Below are 24,887 nucleotides of genomic sequence, written 5' to 3'. Positions count from 1 at the left end.
ATATTCTTTATAAAATATATGAATGAGATTTTATTTTTATTCTTTATCTTCTTCTCCTTCTAGGATCTCATACATTTCTTTTGCATTTTCTTTCTTTACATGTTCTACTATATTCGTTATTCTAGCCTTTAATGATCTGTTTGCAAATTGTATTTCTATTATATCTCCTTCTTTTACAACTGTTGATGGCTTTGCTACCTTTTCATTAATAGATACTCTTCCACCTTCACAAACCTCTTTAGCTATTGTTCTTCTTTTTATAATTCTTGAAACTTTAAGATATTTATCTAATCTCATAACTATTCTCCTTTTTATTACTAATTTACATTATTAAAAGAACCCGAGAAAACTCGGGTTCCTAATATCCTACTTATTAACTTTTTCTTTGAATTCTTTACCAGCTTTAAATACTGGAACTGTTGAAGCTGGAATATTTATAGTTTCTTTAGTTCTTGGATTTCTGCCTTCTCTTGCAGCTCTTTCTCTTGTTTCGAAAGTTCCAAATCCAACTAATTGAACTTTTTCACCTTTTTCTAAAGCTTCTTCAACGCTTTCTATAAATGCTTTTAAAGCTAACTCGGCATCCTTTTTAGTTAATTTACTTTTTTCTGACATGCTAGTGATTAATTCTGCTTTATTCACAATTACATCCTCCTTAAATAACCCGTTATATATTTTAGTAGTTAACTATTTCTGTTAATATGTACTATAACTACATTCTCTTATTATATATCGTCTTTTATTACTAGTCTATAATAATATGAATTTTTTGTTATAAAAGCTATTTATTACAATAAGTTATTTATAGTATAGCATAAACCATTATATATTATTCTCCAAACATCTTATAAATCCTTCTTATTTTCGTGAAATTATTTATTTTTTTTTGCTTCGTTCCATAAAGCATCCATTTCTTCCAATGTCATATCACTTAAATTTTTCTTAGATTTTAAAGCTGCCTGCTCTATAAAAGAAAATCTTCTTATAAATTTTTGTATTGTTGAATTTACTGCTTCTTCTTCATTAATATTTAATTTTCTGGCTACATTAACACATGCAAATATTAAGTCTCCTACCTCATCTTTTATTTTTTCCTTATTATTGGATTTATATACATCTAATACCTCTTTTAATTCTTCAGTAATCTTTAAAGCTGCATCTTCTACATCATCCCAGTCAAAACCTACCTTTGCAGCCTTTTTTTGAACCTTATGCGCTCTAACTAAAGAAGGTAATGCATTAGCTATTGCCTTCATCTCATCTGTTATAGTTTCAAAATTCTTTTCTTCCTTTTTAATTTCTTCCCAATTATCAAGAACTTCTCCACTGCTTAAAACCTTATCTTTTCCAAAAACATGTGGATGCCTATAGATCATCTTATTGCATATAGCTTGAATTACATCACTAATATTAAAATATCCATCATCTTTTCCTATTGATGCATGGAATACAACATGTAATAACACATCTCCAAGCTCCTCTATCATTCCATCTATATCATCATTATTTATACTATCTACAACCTCATATGCTTCCTCTAAAAGCTCATTTTTTATACTATCATGAGTTTGTTCCATGTCCCAAGGGCATCCATCTTCCCCTCTTAGTCTATCTATTATTTCAATTAAATCATTGAAATCCTTCTTATTATTAATATCCCTTGGTATATATAATGATGTTAAATAATCTATATCTTCTTGCATATCCAGCTCATATATAGGTATTTTTCTTATAGACTCTTCTGAAACTATTCCTGCTGCTCTAACATAATATATTTCTGTTTCATCATTATAATAATCTAATAATTTTAGTTTAACTTCTGATGCTATTAATTGGTTATATACTTGAGTTATTATAGTCCCTATTCTCTTATCTAGGACTTGATTTTTCATATCAAAAGCATCTATCACTTTTAATCCTTCTATTGGGTCTATCTTTAATACATCCATCATAGCATCTATAAAGCTTACTGCTGGAACTATTTCATATTTTATTCCTTTTTCATCACATAGCTCTATAAGATTAAAAACTGATTTTTCTGCCACTAACGGATGTCCAGGAACCGCATATATTAATTCATTTTCATTAGAGTACTTATCTATTATATCTCTTGCAATATTATTATAGACTTCATCAAAACTATCTGATGTTTCATAATAATTATCATAGGTTTTAAAATCTTTTATTTTTCCCTTTAGATAATTAACTGTTGGATGTTTTTCTGTTCTAAAATAAATATTCTTTCCTTCTTCTAAAGCTTTAACGGCTCCTATAGTTAAAGCTTCTGGTGCACCTGGTCCTAAACCTATTATTTTTATCATTAGGTTCTCTCCTTACTAATTAATTTTTTATAATTTTACTTTTTATTTCATCTATGCTAAATACTTTTAGTAATAGTATTAATGCTATATATATAATAATACCCAAAAATATAGCTGCTAAGCAAGAAGAACCATTGCTACTAGTTTTATTAAATAAAAATAAATATGCTGCTACTACCCCTGTTATCATAACTAATGAGGCAACTATAGGCTTAATAAAACCTTGAAATATATCTAATTTTAAATGTAACCTACGCTTTAGAGAAATTATATTTAATATGGTTGCTACGAAATATGCTGATATACTAGCAATTACAGCACCATATATATTTATATTAGGCATAGAAACTAAAATAAATGTTAATATAACCTTTACTATACATCCTATAAATAAATTTATTATAGGTCTTATATAGTGACCTATCCCCTGCATAATAGAAGTTGTAGTCTGAGTTATAATTATAAATGGAACAGCTAAAGACATATATCTCATTATTTCTATGCCATCATATTTCCCAGGAAATATAAGCTTCATTATTGGTCCCGCAAGAAAAAATAATCCTAGGGTACATGGCATTGCTATTAACATCGACAATTTTAATGATAATTGCACCTTAGATTCTAAATCTCTTTTTCTATTCATAACATAATTTTCTGCTATTATAGGAATTAGTGAGGTTCCTAATGCCATAGATAAAGTTAATGGTATATTTGTAATTACATTTGCCTTTCCAGTTAGCTGAGCATACAAAATCGTAGCTCCTTCTGATGTTAATCCTGCCTGTAATAATTTTTGAGGAACCAGTATAGAATCAATTAAGCTCATTATAGTTCCAACCGTTGTTCCTATTGAAATAGGTAAAGCTATTTTTAATATAGATGTCAAAATTTCCGGATTACTTTTTATTTTTTTATTCCACATCTGCTTCTTTACTTTTTTATACTTTTCATAAAGATATGTTGCTCCTATTGTACCTCCAGCCGCAGCACCAAAAGCTGCTCCCCCTGCTGCATATTCTATTCCCTTTGGTAAAAGTAGTATAGCAAGTCCAACTCCTATTATTACTCTGCCTATCTGCTCAAGTATTTGGGACATTCCCGATGGAGTCATATTTTGTAATCCTTGAAAAAAACCTCTGTATATTGTCATTATAGATATTACAAATGGTGCAAAGGATATCCCAAGTAAAGCGTAATATGATTTCATATCCCACTGAACAAATTTAATAATAGGTTTAGCAAAAATGAATAATATAAGGGTTGTACCAATTCCTAAAAACATCATTAGTATTGTTGACTCTTTTACAATTTCAAATACCCCTTGTATATCCCCCTTCACTCTTCTTTCAGATATCATCTTTGAAATAGCTACAGGAACTCCTGATGCCATGGCTACGAAAAACATGTACAACGGATACGACATTTGATAATAACCAACCCCTTCGTCTCCTATTAACATTATTAATGGCCATCTAAAAAATAACCCCAAAAACCTTGCTAATATTCCTGCTATCCCAAGAACTAAGCTTGCTTTAAGCAATGACTGTTTCTTCATAAAATACCTCCAAACTTCAAATTAGTTCTAGTAAATTTGTATTGTAAGTTTAGAGGTATTATTACTTTATTTTATTGATAACTTTATATTTAATTATTTATTAATTTTATTGTTCCATTTGTTTACCTAAGAAAGATGAAGCTGTTTCAGATAATTTTAACTCTAATTCTCCTAATTTTCCTTCTGATTCCTTGGATAGTATTATTACCGCTCCAATTGCATCTCCTTCAGCAATTATAGGTGAAATTACTTGGCTAGTATATTTACCAACTTCTTCATCATTATGTAATGGAATAGTCTTGTTTTGGTCTGTTATAAGCACAGCTCTTCTTTCTTCCATTATTCTTTCTAACTCTACACTAACCTTTCTTTCCATGTAATCTCTTTTAGATGCTCCACTTACTGATATAAATGCATCTTTATCAGCTATTAAAACAATATGTCCAATTGCTTGTTGTAAGCTTTCTGCATACTCCTTAGAGAAATCTGTAAGTTCTCCAATTGGTGAGTATTTTTTTAAAATAACCCCACCTTCTCTATCAGTGAAAATCTCTAAAGGATCACCTTCTCTAATTCTTAAAGTTCTTCTTATTTCCTTTGGTATAACTACTCTACCTAAGTCATCAATACGTCTAACAATTCCTGTCGCCTTCATTATTATGAGCTACCTCCTTTAATTAATAATAATTAGTTGCAATATTATTATTTGACTTCTTAGAAATTTTATACACTTATAACCAAAATTTATTAAAATAAGAAAAAACATTGACAATTAACAATTAACCATTAACAATTGACAATTAAGGTAGAACTTCCTCCTGCCTCGGAATTTCTTAGAAGAAAAAATAAGTGAAGTAGATCTCAAATGGATCCACTTCACCATAGTACATTTATTTAATTATAAATTCAGCCTTGACTAAATTTGTATCGCAATTGTTAATTGTAAACTGTAATTTACTAATTGCTTAAAGTTTGTCTTCGTATGTTTTTACTTTATAATCTTTTTTCCATTGCTCAATAGAATTTTTATAAACTTCATTTTTCTTTTCGTTTTCTAAAGTAGTTTTTATGGTATCCTTTGATTCTTCTAATGTTTTATTCTTTACATCAGTTGCCTTTATTATATGATATCCAAATTGGCTCTTTACAGGTTCTGAAACTTCACCTTCCTTAAGAGCTTTTAAACCATCCATAAATTCTTGTACATATTGAGTTGAATTGTATTTAACAACTCCTAAACTTCCACCAGCTTCCTTAGTTCCTGTATCTTCTGAAAGTTCCTTAGCTAATGTTGCAAAGTCTTCTCCATTTACAGCTCTTTCTCTTACTTCCTTTGCCTTTGTTTCATCACTAATTAAAATATGAGAAACATTTGCTTCACTAAATCCTTCTTTATTTTCTTCATAGTAAGTACCTATTTCTTCATCTGTTATACTTACATCTTTAAATATCTCTTCAGTTACTTTAGTTGTTGCTAATTGACTTTTCATACTTGAAGTAACATTAGTCTTAAACTCATCTAATGTCATACCAGCACTTTCAAGGGCAGAGTTAAAGCCTTCATCTCCACCATAATTTGTCTTCATACTATCTATATATTTTTGAACTTCTTCATCAATTTCTTCTTGGGTTGGAGTTACTCCTAACTCTTCCGCCTTTTTTAATATTATTTTTTCTTCAACTAGTAAGTTTAAGGCTTGAGTTCTCATTTCTTTTATGGCATCTGAAAGTTGAGTGTTACTCGCATAATCTTCCCCATAGTATTGTTTTAAATATGGATCTGCGATTTCATCTACATCTCCTTTAGTTATCTTTACATCTCCAACCTTTGCTACTACAGTATTTTTTATTGACTCCGGTGTCCTTTGTATCATTTCACATCCAACTGCTGAAAAAGCAAATATACTTAAAGCTCCTGCAGCTATAATTCTCTTAATTTTAATCAATGATGTTCCCTCATTTCTTTTTAATTTGTTTCAATCCCATTATACATAATTAGTATATCAATATTGTGTCAGTTATTCAATTTTTTAAATTATATTTACATATTTTTTATTAAATTTTCTAACATTTCTTTATAAAAACCTAACAAGTTTTCTTTTTTAATTTCTGAAAATCTTACTGCGAAATAAGGCTTTTCTCCAAACATTAGGAATACCTTTTCTTTATAATTCTCTAGTAAATACCTATATATGTTATTTAAATCCTTAACTCCATCTGCAAATATGAATCTTACTTCTTTTGGTGTTTCTTTTATTTCCTCTATTGAAAGTAGCTTTGCTTTACTCTTTATATAAGCTATATCCATTAGATTATATACTGCCTCTGGAATTTCTGAATATCTATCTTCAAGTTCAGATTTTATATCCATATAATCCTCTAATCCATCTATAGCTGCAATCTTCTTATATATTTCAATTTTTTGAATTTCATCTTCTATATAAGTTCCTGGTATATAAGCATCTACCTTTATATCTACAGTAGTCTCAATAGGTTCTTTTTCTATCTCACCTTTTATAATCTTTATTGTATCTTCTAACATTCTACAATATAAATCATATCCTATCACCGCCATATGACCATGTTGAGCTGAACCCATCATATTTCCGGCCCCTCTTATTTCTAGATCTCTCATTGCTATTTTAAAGCCTGAGCCGAGTTCTGTAAAATCTTTAAGAGCTTTTAACCTTTTTTCTGCTACTTCAGTTAGTATCTTGTCTTTAGTGTACATAAAGTATGCATATGCTATTCTATTGGATCTTCCAACTCTACCCCTTAATTGGTAAAGTTGAGATAAACCCATTTTATCCGAATCATGAACTATCATTGTATTAACATTTGGTATATCTATTCCAGTCTCTATAATAGTAGTGCAAACTAATATATCATAGTCCTTATTCATAAAGCTTACCATTTCTTTTTCAAGCTGGCGTTCTGTCATTTGTCCATGTATAATCCCAACATTGCACTCAGGAACTAGGTCTCTTATATATTTAGCCATTCCTTCTATACTCTCAACTCTATTATATACATAGTAAACTTGACCATCTCTATTTACCTCTCTTAATATAGCATCTCTTACAAGCTGATCGTTTTGTTCAACAACATATGTTTGAATAGGATATCTTTCCTCTGGCGGTGTCTCTATTACAGATATATCTCTTGCACCAGTTAATGACATATGAAGAGTTCTTGGTATAGGGGTCGCACTTAAAGTTAATACGTCTACATTCTTCTTTAACCCTTTTATTTTTTCCTTTTGAGCAACTCCAAATCTTTGCTCTTCATCTATTATTAAAAGTCCCAGATCTTTAAAAATAATATCCTTAGATACCAATCTATGAGTTCCTATTAATATATCAACATTTCCCTCTTTAACAGCTTGAAGGGTATTTTTTTGTTCCTTTGCACTTCTAAATCTACTTATCATGTCTATCTTTACAGGAAAATCAGAAAATCTCTTTGTCATATTTTTATAATGCTGTTCTGCTAATATTGTGGTAGGTACTAAAAATGCAACTTGCTTACCATCCATAACAGCCTTAAATGCGGCTCTAACAGCCACTTCTGTTTTACCATAACCAACATCACCACATAGAAGTCTATCCATAGGCTTATCAGTTTCCATGTCCTTTTTTATCTCTTCTAACGATGTTAACTGATCTGGTGTTTCTTCAAAAGGAAATTCATCTTCAAACTGTCTTTGCCATTCGGTATCCTTTTTAAACTTATATCCTCTTAATGTAGCTCTTGCAGCATACAGCTTAACCAAATCTTCTGCTATCTCATTTATAGATTTTTTGACTTTAGCCTTTGCTTTACTCCAATCATTACTTCCAAGCTTATTTATTTTAGGTGTTTTTCCTTCACTACCTATATATTTTTGAACTAAATCTAATTGGTCTACAGGTACATATAGTTTATCACCTTTATCATAAACAATATCTAAGTAATCTCTTGTATGCCCTCCAACTTCAATTTGCTTTATTCCTTTATATACACCAACCCCATGATTAGCATGAACAACATAATCCCCAAGCTTAAGTTCTGCAAAACTTTTTATTTTTGCTATACCTTTTCTTTTATTCGCCTTTTTAGTTATTTTTCTTTTAGCTTCTCCAAATACATCTTTATCTGAAATCACACATATTTTTAAATCTGGATATTCAAAACCTTTTAATAAATTACCAAAGGTAATTACCACTTCTCCAAATTCTATAGAAGTTATATCTTCTCTATAAGAACTTTCTATTTCCCTATCTCTTAATGTATTTACAAGTCTTTCTCCTCTTGCTCTTGTTCCTGATAATATTAAAGTTTTATATCCCTTTAATTTCTTTTCTTTAATATCTTCTATTAATAAATCTAATTGCCCCTGATAACTATTAAGAGTTACTTCTTTTAGAGAATAACTGTATATAGGTCTTAATATATTACTACTAACTCCAAATATATCTAAAGTTATTACTTTTTGAAGTTCTAAAAGCTCTATTAAATCTTCTTTTTCTAATAAAAGCTCACTTTGTTTAGGTAAAATTCCACCTCTCTGTAAGAAAGCTTCATAATTTTCATTAAATTCAAAATAACAACTTTCTAACTTTCCTTCACATTTTTTAACATCATCAATTATATATGCATAATTTTTTACATAGTCAAAAAAGCTATCTGACTTATGGTAGAAATAAGGTAAATAGCTATCTAATGTTTCAAATGTTAGGGTTTCTGTTAAGGATTCTATATTAGCTCTCACCATGTTTTCTAATTTCTGAACTCTTTCTTCATCCTTTTTAGCCTTAGCTTTTATATCCTCTAATTCATTAAGTATATTCTCTTTTCCTCTTCCTAAAGCCTCTTCACTTAAAATGACTTCCTTAGCTGGAAATATCTCTACACTGTCAACCTTTTCAATACTTCTTTGTGATTCAGTATTAAATGTTCTTATTGAATCTATAGAGTCTCCAAATAATTCTATTCTATAAGGATATGTAGTAGTTGGTGGAAATACGTCTAATATTCCTCCTCTTAAAGAAAATTCTCCTTTTCCTTCTACTGACTCTACTCTCTCATAACCACTTTCTAATAATTTCTTAGATAAGTCTTTAAAATCAACTTCATCATCTATATTTAGCTTAAAAGTATATTTTAAAAATAACTCTTTTGGCGTGTACACAGATGTTAGTGAATCTATCGAAGTCACTATAATTTTTTTATTATTATCTAATATTTTTTTAATTACCTTTAGCCTAGCCCACCTTAAATCTCCTGAAATAGCATCTATATTATAAAATACTACTTCTTTTGCCGGAAAATAATAAACATCATTTGTATAAAAACTTAAATCTTCATATATATTTTTAGCTTCCATATCACTATGCGTTAATATTATCATTGGTGAATTTATATTTTCATAAATCCCAAAAATACTATAGCTTTTTCCTGAATCTGATAACCCATTTATATTAATTGGATATTTTTTATTATTTATACTAGATATTATTTCGTTAAAAGTAGAGCTTTCTCTTAAAGGTTGTAGTACCCCCTTTAATCTCATTATATGCACCGTCCTTATTTATTCTTTTTGGGATAATTTAAACCCATTAAATTTATTCATCGCTTCTTTTGTTCCTTCTTTTATCATTATCTCTACTGCATTTGCAGAAGCTTCTATAACTTCCAATAAGTCTTCCGACTCCTTCTTTGTGAATCTACCTAATACATGTGAAACCAAATCTCCTTTAGGTTGTCCTACACCTATCTTAATTCTTGGAAAAACCTCTGTGTTTATATTAGCTATTATACTTTTAATTCCATTATGCCCACCAGCACTTCCCTTTTCTCTAATTCTAAGCTTTCCAATTTCTAAACTAACATCATCATATATTACTATAACTTCTTCATTTTTTAATTTATAAAAGTTTACTACCTCTCTTATACTTTCTCCACTTAAATTCATATAAGTAGTTGGTTTTAACAAAATAACCTTATTATTATTTATAAAACCCTCTCCATATATACCTTTAAATTTTATCCTATTAACATCTATATTATACTTATCTGAAAGATAGTCTATAGCATCAAATCCTATATTATGTCTAGTACCATTATATTCTTTTCCTGGATTTCCTAATCCAACAATTAAAAACATATTATGCAACCTCCTAATAGCTATTAGCATATTTATTATTATACTAGTTTTTTGCGATAATAAAAGTACTTTAAAATAAAAATGCAGCCTCTTAATAGGCTGCAAATACTGAAATATTTATTTATTGATATATAGTTTTATTTCTAAATCTTCAACTTTTCCAGATCTCATAACCTTACACTTTAAAGTATCCCCAGTTTTCTTTGCTTTTAATACTTCCGTCAACTGGCTCATACTATTTATCGGGTTACCATCAATACTCATTATTATATCAGTTGGCCTTAGCCCAGATTCATACCCATTACTATCTTGTTTAATTTCAGCTACATAAAATCCAACAACATTTGATTTTAGGAATCCACCTTCTAAAATACCAAGTTTTTCTCCTATTTCATTTGTAGAATTTATGATTTCTTCTATTGAGTTTAAATTATTTGCATAATATAATCCATTTTGATTTATATTCTTTGTTACTTTATAACTAGATAATCCTACAAGCTCTCCATTAGAATTACTTATAACTCCGCCTGTATTTATAGGAGTTATAGGTATATTAGTTTCCAATATCTTATATTCATGATGGTTAGAGTTTAAAATTCTATTGGTAGAAGTTATAATTCCTGGTATTATACTATCAATATATTCGTCACCTGTAGAATTACTTATTAGAGCGACTTCTATTCCCTCTACTATATCTGACTTTTCAGCAAGCTTAATTGGCTTTAATTCTTCATTATATTCAACTTGTATAATTGCCATATCCATATCTTCGTTTCCTACAATTAACTTTGCTTTAACAGGCTTAACTCCAACCATGGGTAACTTAACATATATATCTTTTAAATTTTCTATTTTCGAATAATTTGTTAGTATTTTGCCATTACTTTCTACTATTATACCAGTAACATTATTTTCAAAATACTTGTTCTTGCTTAAATTTTCTTCATTATCACTTATAGTTACTAAAGATTGCTTTACTTTTTCTATTATTTTAGAATAATTTAAAATAATGGCACTTTTTTCTATCCTTTCATCAAACTTGTCAATTAAGTTTTTGTACTTATTTTGTATGGCTAAATTAGAAAATACCGCTCCTGATATCCCTGCCACCACTAATAAACTAATTATCTTACTAATTAATTTAATATTAGATTTAATTTTTCTTCTTTTAAATTGTATTGAAGGAAGGTATTCGCACATAAATTTTTCTTCATTTTCAAATTCATCTTTTATTTTTTTATCCATAGAATCCACTCCTTCCTAAGTAATATATAATTATACATTCTATCTAGATAGAGTAAATGTAAATTTAACGCCTTTTCCATCAATATTCTTCACCCAAATATCTTGATTATGTTGAGATAATATTAGCCTAACAATAGGTAATCCAAGTCCTGTACTTATTTTATTAGTCCTGGACTTATCCATCTTATAAAATCTCTCCCATATCTTATTTATATCTTCCCTGGATATATTCGGTCCATTATTAAATATACTTACATACACAAATTCTCCTCTAGTATATGTTTCTACTAATATCTTTCCACCTTCATGTCCATACTTTATAGCATTTTCAAGCAAATTGGTAACAACTTGTATTATTCTATCTCTATCACCATTACAATACTCATGACTATTACTAAATATAATTTCAACATTTATTTTCTTTTCTTTTATTTTTCCTTCTAAATTTAATATACATAATGTTATAATTTCATTTATATCCATATTAATAATATTTAGCTTAAACTTCCCTGATTCCATAGAAGATATATCTAAAAGATCATTTACTAATCTGGATAACCTACATATTTCATCATTTACTATATTTAAATAATAACTTTCCTTATCCTTTGGAATAACCCCATCTATTATTCCAGTTATAAATCCTTTAATAGAGGTTATAGGGGATCTTAACTCATGAGAGACATTTGATATAAATTCACGTCTTATATTATCCACTTTTTCTAAAGATTCAGCCATTGCATTTATAGAATCCGCTAATTCGCCTATTTCATCTTGAGAATTTATATAAATTCTTTTTTCAACTTCTCCTTTAGCTAACCTTTTGGCTGCATTAGTAATTTCTAATAAAGGTGTTAGTAATATTCTTCTAGCTAGGTAGTAAGCTATTATACTAGATAAAACAACAGCACCTATTACCGATATCCATATAACACCATATATATTTCTCCACAAAGTAATACCATTAGTACTTTCAATAAGAGCTACAGCTCCACTAAAACTTCCTCCATTTACCAAAGGCTTATAGTAGCATCTATATGTACCATTATAATTATCAACAAATTTTCTTTCTATAATTTTCCCTTGCTTTAATAAATCTATATCTGAATCTGATATGCTTAATTTACTATACATTAAATAATTAAATTTATCATCCGATACAGCATAAACATATCCTTGATTGTCTAAAATTATAGAGTCTTTATTGACAGAAGTTTTAACTATATTCATCATTTTTTTTAAATCATCATATCCTGTTTCACCATTACCATTTAAAAATTCAGATGTAAGTTCTTGAATCATTGCCATATAACTATCTATACGTTCAATTCTTTGAGATGAATATTCTTTGTTAATCCATGCTGTCAAAATCATTCCTACTAATATCAATATTATTGATGTTATTGATGAAAAAGCAACTAAAAGTCTATATATAACACTTTTTCCCTTCATTACTTCACCTCAAATTTATATCCAACTCCCCAAACTGTTTCTATCTGCCAGTTCTCTCCACCACTAATCTTTTCTCTTAATCTTTTAATATGAACATCCACGGTTCTTGAATCTCCTGGATAATCATATCCCCACACTTCACAAAGTAATTGTTCTCTTGTAAAGACCTTATTTTTATTACTTGCCAGGTAATGAAGTAATTCGAATTCTTTTGGAGGCATTTTTATCTCCATTCCTTTATAAGTAACATTATATGAACTAGCATCTATAGTAAGATCTGAATAATTAATTACTTCACTATCCTTTTCATCATAATTATATCTTCTCATAACAGCTTTTACTCTTGCTAATAACTCCTTTGGTTCAAAAGGTTTTACAACATAATCATCTGCTCCTAATTCCAAAGTTAGAACTTTATCAAATGTATCTCCCTTTGCTGTTAACATAATTATAGGAATCTCGCTATTTTTTCTAATTAGCTTTAATACTTCTACTCCATCCATTCCTGGTAACATTATATCTAAAAGAACCAAATCTGGTTTAAAGTCCTCAAACATTCCATAGGCTTCTCTTCCATTATGACATTTTCTTGTTTCATACCCTGCACTTAGTAAGTACATATTTATAACTTCGCATATATTTTCATCATCATCTACTACTAATACCTTACCTAATCTATTATCCATAATAACACCTTCCTTATTCTTATTATAATTGATTTAATCGTTATATTAATACTTCTTAGCTAATTATAAATAATAATTTACATTTGTTACAAATTATTAATTTAATAAGCCCCTAAAAAGTTTGTGCTTCTTAGGGGCTTATTATCCTATTATGTATTAAACTTCAAATAATTTACTTATTGGTTCATCATCATATATTCTCTTTATTGCTTCTGCAAATAGTGGAGCTACTGATAATGCCTTAAATTTAACTAATCCATCTCTTTCTGGCAGCTTTATAGTATTTAACATAACTAATTCTTCGATTGCTGAATTAGTTATTCTTTCAAAAGCTGGTCCTGATAAAACTCCATGGGTACAACATGCATAAACATTTTTAGCACCTAAGTCCTTTAATGCATTTGCAGCATTTGCAATAGTGCCTGCTGTATCAATCATATCGTCTATAAGTATACATCTTTTGCCTTTTATATCACCTATAATATTCATTATTTCTGATACATTTGCTTTTGGTCTTCTCTTATCTATAATTGCTATTGGTGCATGTAATCTATCAGCAAATTTTCTAGCTCTAGTAACGCTTCCTAAGTCTGGGGAAACAACTACTACATCTTCATCTTCATCAAAGCCTTTTTCAACGAAATACTTAGCTAATATTGGTGATCCTAATAAATGATCAACTGGTATATTAAAATATCCTTGAATTTGAGATGCGTGTAAATCCATTGTTAAAACTCTATGAGCTCCTGCTGCAGTTAAAAGATCAGCTACTAGCTTTGCTGTAATTGGATCTCTTGATTTAGCTTTTCTATCTTGTCTAGCATAACCATAGTAAGGCATAACTACTGTAATTCTACCTGCTGAAGCTCTCTTAAATGCATCTATCATTATTAAAAGTTCCATTAAATTATTGTTAACTGGTGAACTAGTTGATTGAACTAAGAACACATCTGTTCCTCTTACAGTTTCCGCTATATCAACTGATATCTCTCCATCGCTAAAGGTTGAAACTTTAGCTTTACCTAGTGGTAATCCTAAAATATCAGCTATTTCTTTGGCTAATTCTGGATGTGAGTTTCCAGTAAATATCTTTATATTTTTTCCATGGGTTATCATTATGTGAAGACCTCCTTAAAATTTTTGGCACTTTTGTTTATCTAAATAACTATTTGTTAGTAAGACCTTTTTTAGCTACCCAACCTTCTATGTTTCTTTGTTTTGCCCTAGCTACTGCTAGTTCTCCTTCTTTCACGTCATTAACTATTGTTGAGCCTGCGGCTATATACGTGTTATCTTCTACTTTAACTGGTGACACTAAATTTGTATTGCAACCTATAAAACTATTATTTCCAATTATAGTTTTATGCTTCTTACTTCCATCATAATTAACTACAACTGTTCCACATCCAAAATTGCAATTTTCACCAACAGAAGCATCTCCTATATAAGTTAAATGTGATACCTTTGTATTGTTCCCTATAGTAGATTTTTTAATTTCTACAAAATCTCCTATTCTTGCATTGTTTCCAATTATTGATTCTGGTCGTATATATGCAAAAGGACCAACTGTAGTTTTTTCTCCAATTTTACTATCTATTATAACAGAAGACTGAATTTCTACATTATTAGAAATTATACTATTTGATATTCTTGAATTTGGGTATAATATAACTCCTTCTCCAATTTTAGTATTTCCCTCTATAACGTTTCCTGGATATATTATTGTATCTCTACCTATTTCTACATCGTCTCCTATGTATGTAGAATTAGGATCTATTAACGTTACTCCATTTATCATATGCTTTAAATTAATTCTTTTTCTTAATATTTCTTCTGCTTCTGCTAGCTGTACCCTTGAATTAACACCTATTGTTTCATCATAATCTATTACAACTGCTCCTACGCTTTTTCCTTCTTCTTTTAGTATTCCAATAACATCTGTTAGATAATATTCTCCTTGATTATTATTGTTAGATAATTTATCTAATGAACTTACTAATTCTTCTATATCAAAGCAATATATTGCAGCATTCATTTCTTTTATCTTCAAATCTTTTTCATCACAATCTTTATGCTCAACAATTTTTAAAACTTCATTATCTTTTCTTACTACTCTTCCGTATCCAGTTGGATCTTCTAGTATTGAACTTAATAAAGTTGCACTATTATTGTTTTCTATATGTGATTTAAATAAATTATTAACTGTTTCCGCTTTAATTAATGGTGCATCACCACAAAAAACTCCCACAACACCTTTTTTCCCTTTAAGAAAATCTATAGCACATTTTACAGCATGGCCTGTTCCTAATTGCTCCTCTTGTACTGAATAGCTAATATTTCTTGAAGCAGTTTTTTCTTTTACTAATTCTGCCCCTTTTCCTACTATTACATTTATATCTTCTATATCAGCTTTTCTCATAGTATCTATTACATGATTCACCATTTCCTTGCCACAAATTTTATGTAAAACTTTTGGTAAGTCTGATTTTATTCTTGTTCCTTGCCCAGCAGCCAAAATTAATGCACACTTATACATAAAAACACCTCTTTATTTGAAATATTAAGGACAAATTTATAATTAATTTAAAAAATGTTCGTAAACATCTCATTCTATTATATTGTATTGGAATAAGTATTTCAACCTTAAATCTCTTATATATATACATATAATCTTAATATTTGAGCATTATTCTCAGAGTTATATTAAAAAATTGCAAAAAAAATAAAAGGGTTATCCCTTTTATTTTTAAACAATACAAATTAACCAACTATTGCCTCTGATTCATCCTCAAGCTTTGCTTTTTCATAAGCTTCAAGTATTGATGTCTGAATCTTCTCTCTAGTGTCTGTGTTAATAGGATGTGCTATATCCTTAAACTCCCCATCTGGTGTCTTTCTACTTGGCATAGCTATAAATAATCCATTTTGTCCTTCGATTACCTTGATGTCATGAACTACAAATTCGTTGTCAAATGTAACAGAAACTATAGCCTTCATTTTTCCATCGGAAGCTATTTTTCTAATCCTTACATCGGTTATTGTCATTGCACTACACCTCCGTTGCTATGATAGATATAGAATTCTATAAAAATCGTAGAAATCCTCTTTTTTATTATAAATTTTTTTAAATTTTCTATATTTTTTTAAAAGTTATCATTTACAATTTACTATTTGTGAATTTTTTGCCTATTTTATTAAATTGGAAGGTCTAACTTCTAGGTCCTTAGATTCGCCTAAATGTCTTAAATCTACTATAGATATATAATCATCAACTCTTTTTTGTGTAACTCCTATATTATCTACTAATACCCCTATTCCTACTAATTCACTTTCAAATTCCTTTAATAAATCCTTTATACCTTGTGCAGTTCCTCCACCTCTTAAAAAGTCATCTATGAATATGCACTTACTCTTCGCTTTCATTGATTTCTTTGAAAGTGACATTTGTTGAATTCTGCCGCTAGTACCAGATACATAGTTTATTGTAACAGTAGATCCTTCCGTTACCTTATTATCTCTTCTTATTATAACTAATGGAATTCCTAAATTTCTTGCAACTTCATATGCAAGTGGTATCCCTTTAGTTTCTACAGTTACAACATAATCCACTTCTTTATTATAAAATACTGAAGATAAAATAACTCCAGCTTTGCTTATAATCTGAGGATTATACATTAAATCCGTCATATATATGAAATTGCCAGGAACTATTCTACTTTCATCCTTCAACATTTCGCAAATATCTTCTGCAAATTTTCTTCTGCTTTCATTTTCTATACCTGGAATATACTTTATTCCTCCTGCTGCCCCTGCTATAGTTTCAACTTTTCCCATTTCCAATTTTTCTAAAATTTCTCTTACTATTACTATATCTTCACTTATGGTTGATTTTGCTGCATTTAACAGATCTGAAAATCTATTTAAACCTATAACCTTATTAGGATTTTCAGTTAGAATCTTTGTAATAGCTACTACCCTACTATTTCTACTTAATTTTTCCAATATATATCACCTACATTTTATTATTTTCCGAATTATTCGTTAATTTTAGTCCTCTAATATTCATATTTTATTCTATATTTTTCTCAATATCAATAGATTTTAATCACTTATATTTTTAATTTACTTATAATTATTGATTTTTCAATAAAATTTTAGTAATTTCTTGAATTTACAGCTTTTTTATGTGTTCATTTTCTTAAATTTGTATATAATTATAAAGTGAAAACTATTTGCAGTAATTTTATAAAATAATTCTTAATAAAAAAAGGGGTTGATTTTTTTGTCTTTTGATCTTAATAAAGATATAAATAAAAAAGTTCATTTTATAGGTATTGGCGGTATTAGTATGAGCGGGCTTGCTGCAGTTTTATTAACAAAGGGGTTTAAGGTATCCGGTTCTGATTTTAAGGAATCTGAAATTACTGATAAATTAAAATCTGAAGGCGCTGAAATTTACATAGGTCATGATAAAAACAACTTAAAAGATGTTGACTTAGTAGTTTATACAGCTGCTATACCATGTGATAATCCTGAAATAGTAGAGGCTAAAAATAAACAAATAGACCTTATGGATAGAGCTGAATTTTTAGGATTAATAATGAAAGGTCATAAATATAATGTTGCTATCTCTGGTACTCATGGAAAAACTACTTGCACATCAATGCTTTCTCATGTAACCTTAAAGGCAAATTTAGATCCTACAATATTGGTAGGTGGCGAATTAGATGTAATAGATGGTAACTTCAAGATAGGAAATAGTGAATACTTCTTAACTGAAGCTTGTGAGTATAAAGAATCATTTTTAAAATTTTATCCTTATATAGGTGTTATTTTAAATATAGATGCTGATCATTTAGATTACTATAGAGATTTAAACCATATAAAAGAAACCTTCGAAAAATTCTCTAACATAATACCTACTAATGGATACTTAATTGGATATTGTGAAGATGAAAATGTAAATGAGATATTGAGTAAAGCTAAATGTAATACAATTAGCTATGGTATAAATAAAGGTGATGTAAGAGCAACTAATATTTCCTTTGATAACAAGGGATGTGCTAGCTTTACTGTACTTAAAGATAGTACTGAGCTATTTAACGTGACTTTGAACACTACTGGTAAACACAATATATTAAATGCTTTATCAACTATTTGTGTTGGCTTAATCTTTAATATACCTTATTCTTCAATAATCGAAGGACTAGCTGAATGTAAGGGTGCACACAAGAGATTTGAATACAAGGGTGAATTCAATGGAGCAACAATAATTGATGATTATGCTCATCATCCTGTTGAAATAAAAGCTACATTAGATACAGCTAATATAATTCCTCATAAAAATATTTATGCTGTATTTCAGCCACATACCTACACAAGAACTAAAACTTTATTTAATGAATTTACAGAATGCTTCTCTCATGCTGACGAATTAATTCTTATGGATATATACGCAGCAAGAGAAAAAGATACAGGACTTGTAAGCTCAAATGATCTTGGAGATGCAATAAGATCTAAAGGTATTAAATGTACCAATTTTCATAGCCATGATGAGGTTGCAAATTATTTAAAAGATAAGATCTCAAATGATGATATTGTTCTAACTATAGGAGCTGGAGATGTAGTAAAAGTTGCTGATATAATTTTAAAACAATAATAAAACTTATATTATTTTTTTCTTAGTAAATACTATAAGGAGTTAATATTTACATAAATATTAACTCCTTATGGTTTTTCTTTTGCTTTTCTTTGCCATCTTTTGACTAATATACTAAGAATATTGATATTATTCTCTTTTTATATTTATTTTTAAATAAGTTTATCTTATAATTTACAGGAACTATTAAATTTTATTATATAAATTTTTTGGTTTTATAATTTTTATAAAAAGCAAATATTAGAGTAGAGGTGATTTTATGGATTTATCAAATAAGATTAAAAACGCTGCAGACTTTATAATGAAAAAATCTAAATACAAACCTGAAATCGGTTTAATTTTAGGATCTGGATTAGGATCATTAGCCGATTCTATAGAAAATCCTGAATTTTATCCTTATGAAGACCTTCCACACTTTCCAGTATCAACAGTTGAAGGTCATGCTGGAAGACTAGTTGTTGGTATGTTAAACGGCAAGTGCGTTGTTGCTATGCAAGGAAGATTCCATTACTATGAAGGGTATGCTTTCAATGAGGTAACTTTCCCAGTTAGAGTAATGAAATCAATTGGAGTTGAAAAGCTTATTGTTACAAATGCTTGTGGAGCTGTTAATGAAAGCTTTAAGCCTGGAGACTTAATGATTATAACAGATCAAATTAACTTTTCTGGAGATAATCCTTTAATAGGTAAAAACCTAGATGAATTTGGCCCAAGATTCCCTGATCTTTCAAGTGCTTATTCAAAGGATTTAGTTGAGAAGGCTAAAGAAATTTCAAATAAATTAAACATCGATATTAAAACTGGAGTTTATATGATGTTTAGTGGTCCAACTTATGAAACACCAGCTGAAATTAGAATGTCTAGAGTTTTTGGAGCAGATGCTGTTGGTATGTCAACTGTTCCTGAAGTAATCGTTGCTGCTCATTGTGGAATGAAGGTTCTTGGAATATCATGCTTAACTAACATGGCAGCTGGTATACTAGATCAACCATTAAATCATGAAGAGGTTATGGAAACTTCAGCTAAAGTAAAAGAAACATTTACTAAACTTATGAACGAAATAATTAAAGAAATTTAATCAGGTTGCAGTTCACAAGGCACAGTTCACATTTGTAATAAAATTCAAATATAAAGGCTACGATAAATAGATATGTTTCATAAGCTAAATAACTACGAAAAGAAGTACTAGGTTCGGAGAACTACTATGCAAGAGTTTTGGTTAAACTCGCTGCGCTCAGACAAACCAACAACACTAAGGCGTAGTAGTTCTTCCTTCACCAAGTACTTCTAATTTCTCGCTATATGCTTATTTCACATATTCTATTTACCTTCGCCAACTTATATTAAGAATTTAAATTAATAACAAATTAAGTTATTGGTAAAAAATAATTGGTGAGGTATATTAAAAACTTAGTTAAATGTAGCAGACTATAATTGATCTTGTTTTCTGTTACTTTATTCCAAAAACTGTGAATTGTGAATTGTGCACCGTGAACTAAATAAATGCTTCGCAATTTATTACTTAATTACAGTTATCTCCTTGCTTACTTTATTTAAAACTTCACACCCATCCTTAGTAACTAAGACTAAGTCTTCAATTCTTACTCCAAAATCATCTTTTAAATAAATTCCAGGTTCAATAGAAAATATCATGCCAGCCTTAATTTCTTCATGGTTAGATGAACTGACATCTCCAAAATCATGATCTTCTATCCCTATACTATGACCTGTTCTATGAGTAAAATATTCACCATAACCAGCATCTATTATATAATCTCTTGCTGCTTTATCTATATCTGAAAATTTCATGCCTTCTTTTACTTTACTTATAGCATTTAAATTTGCTTCCTTTACGACATTATATATTTTTTCATGCCTTTCATTTGGGCTTTCTCTAAAAAATACTGTTCTTGTCATATCAGAACAATAAGAATTATACACTCCACCAATATCTATAACTATACTATGACCTTTTCTTATAATATCATTTCCAGAATGGTGATGTGGGTCTGCTCCATTAGGACTTACTGCAATTATTGGTGAAAAAGAAAATTTATTTACATCATACTTCTCGTAAATTTCAGTTAAAAGGCTAGCATAGTACTTTTCTGCTTTCCCTTCTTGTAAATTATTTAAAAGCTCTAGCATAACATTATCATTAATCTCTGAAGATTTTTTCATTAAAGCTATTTCTTCTTCATCTTTTATCATTCTTAACCTATCAATTATAGGAGATGCATTAACAAAAGCTTTCGCTCCATTATTATTCATAAGTTTTATTAAGAAATGTGCGGGCCAATTTTTATCCACACCTAGAACATCATTTTTATCAACAATTGTTGATAATATGTTTATTGGATCTTCCGTATCCGAATACCATATTAAATCTACGCCTAAATCCTCATATATAGGAAATAATTTATTAACTATAAATTTGTGATTACCATTTATATTTAAGTATAAAGCAATCATTCTTTCTCCTGGTGAAAACCACTTTCCTGTTAAATAAAAGATAGCTGGAGGTGATGATATTAACATTTGACTTAAGTTTTTGCCCTCCATTGATTTTAATATATTTTGCAGCCTATTTAACTTCATTTATTTTCCTCCTCATAACAACTTATATATAAATATAATATACATCAACAATTAAATAATATCTATTTATAATATTATTAATTTTATTTATACTAAATATTTAAAGTGATATAATATATTTATTAAAATCTATACTTTAACTTTATTTTGAACTTATGGAGGAATACTTATGAAAATAGCTGCTATCTCAGATATTCATGGAAATATATATGCCTTAATGAAGGTATTAGAAGATATAGATGATCAAAAAGTTGACTTAACAATTTGTCTTGGTGATTTAGTTGGTTATGGACCTCATCCTAATGAAGTTGTGGCTTTAATCAAAAGAAGAGAAATTCCTTGTATTAAAGGAAATTATGATGCTTCTGTTGTAGATGGAGGTTTTACATTTATAAGAGATACGTCAATTAACTCCTTTGCACTTCCTTGGGCTTGTGATGAAGTTAGGGCTTCAAATAAATACTATTTATCACAGCTTCCTCTATTTTTAAACTATGATATTAATGGAGTAAAGCTTAAATTTACACACGGTAGTCCTAATTCTATAAGTGAGTATTTATTTGAAGATAAAGAAAATACAGAAGAAGTAATGAATAATTTAGAAGAAGATATTTTAGTTTGTGCACATACTCATATTCCTTCATATAAAAAATTTAACAATAAAATGTTTATTAATGTAGGAAGTGTAGGAAAGCCTAAAATAGGTCGTCCAAATGCTACTTATTGCATAATTAATATTGATGCTAATAAAAAAATAGACGTAAAATTTAGAGAGTTGGAATATGAATTTAAAAGAATTGTTAAAGATACTCAAATGCTTCACTTTCCAAATCAATTAATTTCATCTTATGAAAGCGGAAACGAATAATAAAAAATTGCTACGATTTAACCGTAGCAATTTTTTATTATTCCCATGTACATTTTTTTGTGTAATTTAAATGTCCTACTACTCGTAACTTTTCCAAAGCTTCTAGTTGTTCTTTGCTACAATTTTCAAATGTTTTAGTTTGATCTGTTCCTGGTTTCATTCCACAAAAGTTTTCCTCACTCCAGTTATCTACATCTATAATATCATAAATAGTTCCATTTACAGCAATATAAGAAGGTCTTCCACTTTCTCCATTATATTCACTTAACTCTTCTAAGGTAAGTTGAAGTAATTCATTATCTCTTTTTTTATTATGAAAGCCTATATCATTAAGATAAGAATTAATTTGATTACAAACTCTTTCCATAACATGTAATATATTTTCCTTATAATCTTCTGGATATGTTACTAACATGCTTTTCAACTCATTTAATTCAATAAATTTCTTTTCTAAAAACTCCTTATTATCCATAATATCCTCCATAAAATGTTCCTAAAATTATATTATGATTTAAAGTTGCAAATGTTAGTGAATTGGTGTAAAATCGTAATAAACATTATATTTTTTATTACTGTGATGAGAAGAGTAACTATATGGAAGTAGTTTTAGCGAGTAAGGAATGGTGTAAGCCTTATACGAAGCCTTTAGTGAAGAACATCTCTGAGTTTCTAACCGAACAAGTGGAAAATTATTACCTTTTCATTATGTTAAAGGTGTAATCTAGATTAACAAAATTCAAACCGTTAGTTTCACTTAAGTAGACTTAGACGGATTCAAACCGTTATAATTTGAATGACATTATAGTGTCAATTGAGTGGCTATTTATAGCAATTTGGGTGGTACCGCGAAATTTATCCTTTCGTCCCTTTTTAGGGATTGAAAGGTTTTTTTATTTTATAAAATAATTTTTAGGAGGATTACAAATGGATAAAGTAGTTTTAATAAAATCACTTTACAGAAATCAAGAAGAATATTTAAGCAAAGAAATAAAAATTTCTGGATGGATAAGAACATTAAGAGCATCTAATGCTTTTGGATTTATAGAAGTTAATGATGGTAGTTTCTTTAAAAATATTCAAGTTGTATTTTCAAATGAACTTTCAAACTTTACAGAAATCTCAAAGCTACCTATAAGCTCTTCAATATCAGTTATAGGTACTTTAGTTGCTACACCTGAAGCTAAGCAACCCTTTGAAATTCAAGCAAAAGAAGTAATAGTAGAAGGCATGTCAAACTCTGATTATCCACTACAAAAGAAAAGACATTCTTATGAGTATTTAAGAACAATAGCTCACTTAAGACCAAGAAGTAATGCCTTTTCAGCTGTATTTAGAGTACGTTCAGTGGCAGCTTTCGCTATTCACAAGTTCTTCCAAGAAAGAGGATTTGTTTATACTCATACACCTCTAATAACTGGAAGTGATGCTGAAGGTGCTGGAGAAATGTTTAAAGTTACTACATTAGACTTACACAATGTTCCAAAAACTGAAGAGGGTACTATTGACTTTAGTCAAGATTTCTTTGGTAAAGAAAGTAACCTAACAGTATCAGGACAATTAAATGGTGAATGTTATGCTTTAGCATTTAGAAATATTTACACTTTTGGTCCTACTTTTAGAGCCGAAAACTCAAATACAGCAAGACATGCTGCAGAGTTCTGGATGATAGAACCTGAAATAGCATTTGCAGATTTACAAGATGATATGGAATTAGCTGAAGATATGCTTAAATATGTTTTAGAATATGTTTTAGCAGAGTGTCCAGAAGAAATGGCCTTCTTTAATCAATTTGTTGATAAAGGAATCTTAGATAGATTAACTCACGTTATGACTTCTGACTTTGGAAAAGTAACTTATACTGAAGCTGTTGAAATATTAAAGAAAGCTAATAAAAAGTTTGAATATCCAGTTGAATGGGGAATTGACCTACAAACAGAGCATGAAAGATATTTAACAGAAGAACATTTCAAGAGACCTGTGTTTGTAACAGATTATCCAAAAGATATAAAAGCATTTTATATGAGATTAAATGATGATGGAAAAACAGTTGCTGCAACAGATCTTTTAGTTCCAGGTATAGGAGAACTTATAGGTGGAAGCCAAAGAGAAGAAAGATTAGATATCCTAACTAAGAGAATGGCTGAACTTGGCCTTAAAGAAGAAGATTACTGGTGGTATTTAGAGCTTAGAAAATATGGAGAAACTAAGCATGCTGGATTTGGATTAGGTTTTGAAAGACTTATTATGTATATTACAGGTATGCCAAATATCAGAGACGTAATTCCATTCCCAAGAACTACAGGACAATCTGAATTCTAATAAAATCCCCCATAGCAATTACTTATTGCCTATGGGGGA

General features: G+C 29.1%; 21 protein-coding genes and 1 other annotated feature. Of the genes, 4 read left to right on the top strand and 17 right to left on the bottom strand.

What is annotated here, in order from left to right; translation table 11 throughout:
- Positions 1-36 precede the first annotated feature (36 nt).
- The 15 genes from AAT22_RS00895 to purR all read right to left on the bottom strand — a co-directional run bounded on the left by AAT22_RS00895 (position 37) and on the right by purR (position 17,406).
- Entirely contained in the window at positions 37-297 is a 261-nt protein-coding gene (locus tag AAT22_RS00895) for an RNA-binding S4 domain-containing protein (protein WP_046999961.1), read from the bottom strand.
- Between the two features lie 69 nt (positions 298-366).
- The gene (locus AAT22_RS00890; protein ID WP_016206851.1) at positions 367-642 is read right to left on the bottom strand and encodes an HU family DNA-binding protein; all 276 of its coding nucleotides are present in this window, start codon (positions 640-642) and stop codon (positions 367-369) included.
- 230 nt (positions 643-872) lie between these two features.
- Positions 873-2,321: a nucleoside triphosphate pyrophosphohydrolase gene (gene mazG / locus AAT22_RS00885; protein ID WP_046999960.1), complete on the bottom strand. Its 1,449-nt coding sequence runs from the start codon at positions 2,319-2,321 to the stop codon at positions 873-875.
- A 19-nt stretch (positions 2,322-2,340) separates the two neighbouring features.
- A complete protein-coding gene (locus AAT22_RS00880) occupies positions 2,341-3,876 on the bottom strand; it encodes a polysaccharide biosynthesis protein (protein WP_046999959.1) in 1,536 nt (511 codons plus the stop codon).
- A gap of 106 nt (positions 3,877-3,982) precedes the next feature.
- Entirely contained in the window at positions 3,983-4,531 is a 549-nt protein-coding gene (gene spoVT / locus AAT22_RS00875; protein ID WP_016206853.1) for a stage V sporulation protein T, read from the bottom strand.
- A 310-nt stretch (positions 4,532-4,841) separates the two neighbouring features.
- The gene (locus tag AAT22_RS00870; RefSeq protein ID WP_046999958.1) at positions 4,842-5,822 is read right to left on the bottom strand and encodes a peptidylprolyl isomerase; all 981 of its coding nucleotides are present in this window, start codon (positions 5,820-5,822) and stop codon (positions 4,842-4,844) included.
- Between the two features lie 95 nt (positions 5,823-5,917).
- Positions 5,918-9,427, bottom strand: coding sequence for a transcription-repair coupling factor (gene mfd, locus AAT22_RS00865; protein ID WP_046999957.1), 3,510 nt, complete (start codon positions 9,425-9,427; stop codon positions 5,918-5,920).
- Between the two features lie 18 nt (positions 9,428-9,445).
- A complete protein-coding gene (gene pth, locus AAT22_RS00860; protein ID WP_016206855.1) occupies positions 9,446-10,021 on the bottom strand; it encodes an aminoacyl-tRNA hydrolase in 576 nt (191 codons plus the stop codon).
- Positions 10,022-10,138: 117 nt separating this feature from the next.
- Entirely contained in the window at positions 10,139-11,266 is a 1,128-nt protein-coding gene (locus AAT22_RS00855) for a trypsin-like peptidase domain-containing protein (protein WP_046999956.1), read from the bottom strand.
- A gap of 39 nt (positions 11,267-11,305) precedes the next feature.
- On the bottom strand, positions 11,306-12,718 hold the full coding sequence (locus tag AAT22_RS00850) for a HAMP domain-containing sensor histidine kinase (RefSeq protein ID WP_046999955.1): 1,413 nt from the start codon (positions 12,716-12,718) through the stop codon (positions 11,306-11,308).
- The gene (locus AAT22_RS00845) at positions 12,718-13,404 is read right to left on the bottom strand and encodes a response regulator transcription factor (protein WP_016206859.1); all 687 of its coding nucleotides are present in this window, start codon (positions 13,402-13,404) and stop codon (positions 12,718-12,720) included. The genes AAT22_RS00850 and AAT22_RS00845 overlap by 1 nt, the downstream gene beginning before the upstream one ends.
- Before the next feature lie 156 nt (positions 13,405-13,560).
- Entirely contained in the window at positions 13,561-14,520 is a 960-nt protein-coding gene (locus AAT22_RS00840; RefSeq protein ID WP_016206860.1) for a ribose-phosphate diphosphokinase, read from the bottom strand.
- Positions 14,521-14,569: 49 nt separating this feature from the next.
- Positions 14,570-15,940, bottom strand: coding sequence for a bifunctional UDP-N-acetylglucosamine diphosphorylase/glucosamine-1-phosphate N-acetyltransferase GlmU (glmU, locus tag AAT22_RS00835; protein ID WP_046999954.1), 1,371 nt, complete (start codon positions 15,938-15,940; stop codon positions 14,570-14,572).
- A 224-nt stretch (positions 15,941-16,164) separates the two neighbouring features.
- Positions 16,165-16,449 (bottom strand): septation regulator SpoVG, encoded by a 285-nt coding sequence (spoVG, locus tag AAT22_RS00830; RefSeq protein ID WP_016206862.1) that lies wholly within the window; start codon positions 16,447-16,449, stop codon positions 16,165-16,167.
- Positions 16,450-16,590: 141 nt separating this feature from the next.
- Entirely contained in the window at positions 16,591-17,406 is an 816-nt protein-coding gene (gene purR, locus AAT22_RS00825; protein WP_016206863.1) for a pur operon repressor, read from the bottom strand.
- 280 nt (positions 17,407-17,686) lie between these two features.
- Between purR and murC the strand changes: the two genes are divergently transcribed.
- Positions 17,687-19,063 carry a UDP-N-acetylmuramate--L-alanine ligase gene (gene murC / locus AAT22_RS00820; RefSeq protein ID WP_046999953.1) on the top strand — a complete coding sequence of 459 codons (1,377 nt, stop codon included), beginning with the start codon at positions 17,687-17,689 and terminating at the stop codon, positions 19,061-19,063.
- A gap of 259 nt (positions 19,064-19,322) precedes the next feature.
- Complete coding sequence (locus AAT22_RS00815) at positions 19,323-20,141, top strand: purine-nucleoside phosphorylase (RefSeq protein WP_046999952.1); 819 nt, start codon at positions 19,323-19,325, stop codon at positions 20,139-20,141.
- Between the two features lie 440 nt (positions 20,142-20,581).
- Here AAT22_RS00815 and AAT22_RS00810 read toward each other — a convergent pair whose 3' ends face one another.
- Positions 20,582-21,661 carry a Xaa-Pro peptidase family protein gene (locus AAT22_RS00810; RefSeq protein WP_016206866.1) on the bottom strand — a complete coding sequence of 360 codons (1,080 nt, stop codon included), beginning with the start codon at positions 21,659-21,661 and terminating at the stop codon, positions 20,582-20,584.
- 169 nt (positions 21,662-21,830) lie between these two features.
- Between AAT22_RS00810 and AAT22_RS00805 the strand changes: the two genes are divergently transcribed.
- Positions 21,831-22,529 carry a metallophosphoesterase family protein gene (locus AAT22_RS00805; protein ID WP_046999951.1) on the top strand — a complete coding sequence of 233 codons (699 nt, stop codon included), beginning with the start codon at positions 21,831-21,833 and terminating at the stop codon, positions 22,527-22,529.
- A gap of 37 nt (positions 22,530-22,566) precedes the next feature.
- Here the strand turns inward: AAT22_RS00805 and AAT22_RS00800 are convergent, their stop codons facing one another.
- A complete protein-coding gene (locus AAT22_RS00800; protein WP_016206868.1) occupies positions 22,567-23,001 on the bottom strand; it encodes a cytochrome b5 domain-containing protein in 435 nt (144 codons plus the stop codon).
- Positions 23,002-23,094: 93 nt separating this feature from the next.
- Positions 23,095-23,400 (top strand) — a binding site (T-box leader).
- Between the two features lie 53 nt (positions 23,401-23,453).
- Between AAT22_RS00800 and asnS the strand changes: the two genes are divergently transcribed.
- Positions 23,454-24,848, top strand: a complete 1,395-nt coding sequence (asnS, locus tag AAT22_RS00795; RefSeq protein WP_016206869.1) for an asparagine--tRNA ligase — start codon at positions 23,454-23,456, stop codon at positions 24,846-24,848.
- Positions 24,849-24,887: the final 39 nt, after the last annotated feature.

This window comes from Clostridium sp. C8 (assembly GCF_001010885.1).
GTDB classification, from domain to species: Bacteria; Bacillota; Clostridia; order Clostridiales; family Clostridiaceae; genus Clostridium; species Clostridium sartagoforme.
This window is presented reverse-complemented; position numbering and strand designations above follow the sequence as displayed.

What these genes read in the sequence shown, in the direction of transcription:
- AAT22_RS00895 (WP_046999961.1), bottom strand. Translation starts at nt 297, where the DNA reads ATGAGATTAGATAAATATCTTAAAGTTTCAAGAATTATAAAAAGAAGA.
- mazG (WP_046999960.1), bottom strand. Translation starts at nt 2,321, where the DNA reads ATGATAAAAATAATAGGTTTAGGACCAGGTGCACCAGAAGCTTTAACT.
- AAT22_RS00880 (WP_046999959.1), bottom strand. Translation starts at nt 3,876, where the DNA reads ATGAAGAAACAGTCATTGCTTAAAGCAAGCTTAGTTCTTGGGATAGCA.
- spoVT (WP_016206853.1), bottom strand. Translation starts at nt 4,531, where the DNA reads ATGAAGGCGACAGGAATTGTTAGACGTATTGATGACTTAGGTAGAGTA.
- mfd (WP_046999957.1), bottom strand. Translation starts at nt 9,427, where the DNA reads ATGAGATTAAAGGGGGTACTACAACCTTTAAGAGAAAGCTCTACTTTT.
- pth (WP_016206855.1), bottom strand. Translation starts at nt 10,021, where the DNA reads ATGTTTTTAATTGTTGGATTAGGAAATCCAGGAAAAGAATATAATGGT.
- AAT22_RS00855 (WP_046999956.1), bottom strand. Translation starts at nt 11,266, where the DNA reads ATGGATAAAAAAATAAAAGATGAATTTGAAAATGAAGAAAAATTTATG.
- AAT22_RS00850 (WP_046999955.1), bottom strand. Translation starts at nt 12,718, where the DNA reads ATGAAGGGAAAAAGTGTTATATATAGACTTTTAGTTGCTTTTTCATCA.
- AAT22_RS00845 (WP_016206859.1), bottom strand. Translation starts at nt 13,404, where the DNA reads ATGGATAATAGATTAGGTAAGGTATTAGTAGTAGATGATGATGAAAAT.
- AAT22_RS00840 (WP_016206860.1), bottom strand. Translation starts at nt 14,520, where the DNA reads ATGATAACCCATGGAAAAAATATAAAGATATTTACTGGAAACTCACAT.
- glmU (WP_046999954.1), bottom strand. Translation starts at nt 15,940, where the DNA reads ATGTATAAGTGTGCATTAATTTTGGCTGCTGGGCAAGGAACAAGAATA.
- spoVG (WP_016206862.1), bottom strand. Translation starts at nt 16,449, where the DNA reads ATGACAATAACCGATGTAAGGATTAGAAAAATAGCTTCCGATGGAAAA.
- AAT22_RS00815 (WP_046999952.1), top strand. Translation starts at nt 19,323, where the DNA reads ATGGATTTATCAAATAAGATTAAAAACGCTGCAGACTTTATAATGAAA.
- AAT22_RS00810 (WP_016206866.1), bottom strand. Translation starts at nt 21,661, where the DNA reads ATGAAGTTAAATAGGCTGCAAAATATATTAAAATCAATGGAGGGCAAA.
- AAT22_RS00805 (WP_046999951.1), top strand. Translation starts at nt 21,831, where the DNA reads ATGAAAATAGCTGCTATCTCAGATATTCATGGAAATATATATGCCTTA.
- AAT22_RS00800 (WP_016206868.1), bottom strand. Translation starts at nt 23,001, where the DNA reads ATGGATAATAAGGAGTTTTTAGAAAAGAAATTTATTGAATTAAATGAG.
- asnS (WP_016206869.1), top strand. Translation starts at nt 23,454, where the DNA reads ATGGATAAAGTAGTTTTAATAAAATCACTTTACAGAAATCAAGAAGAA.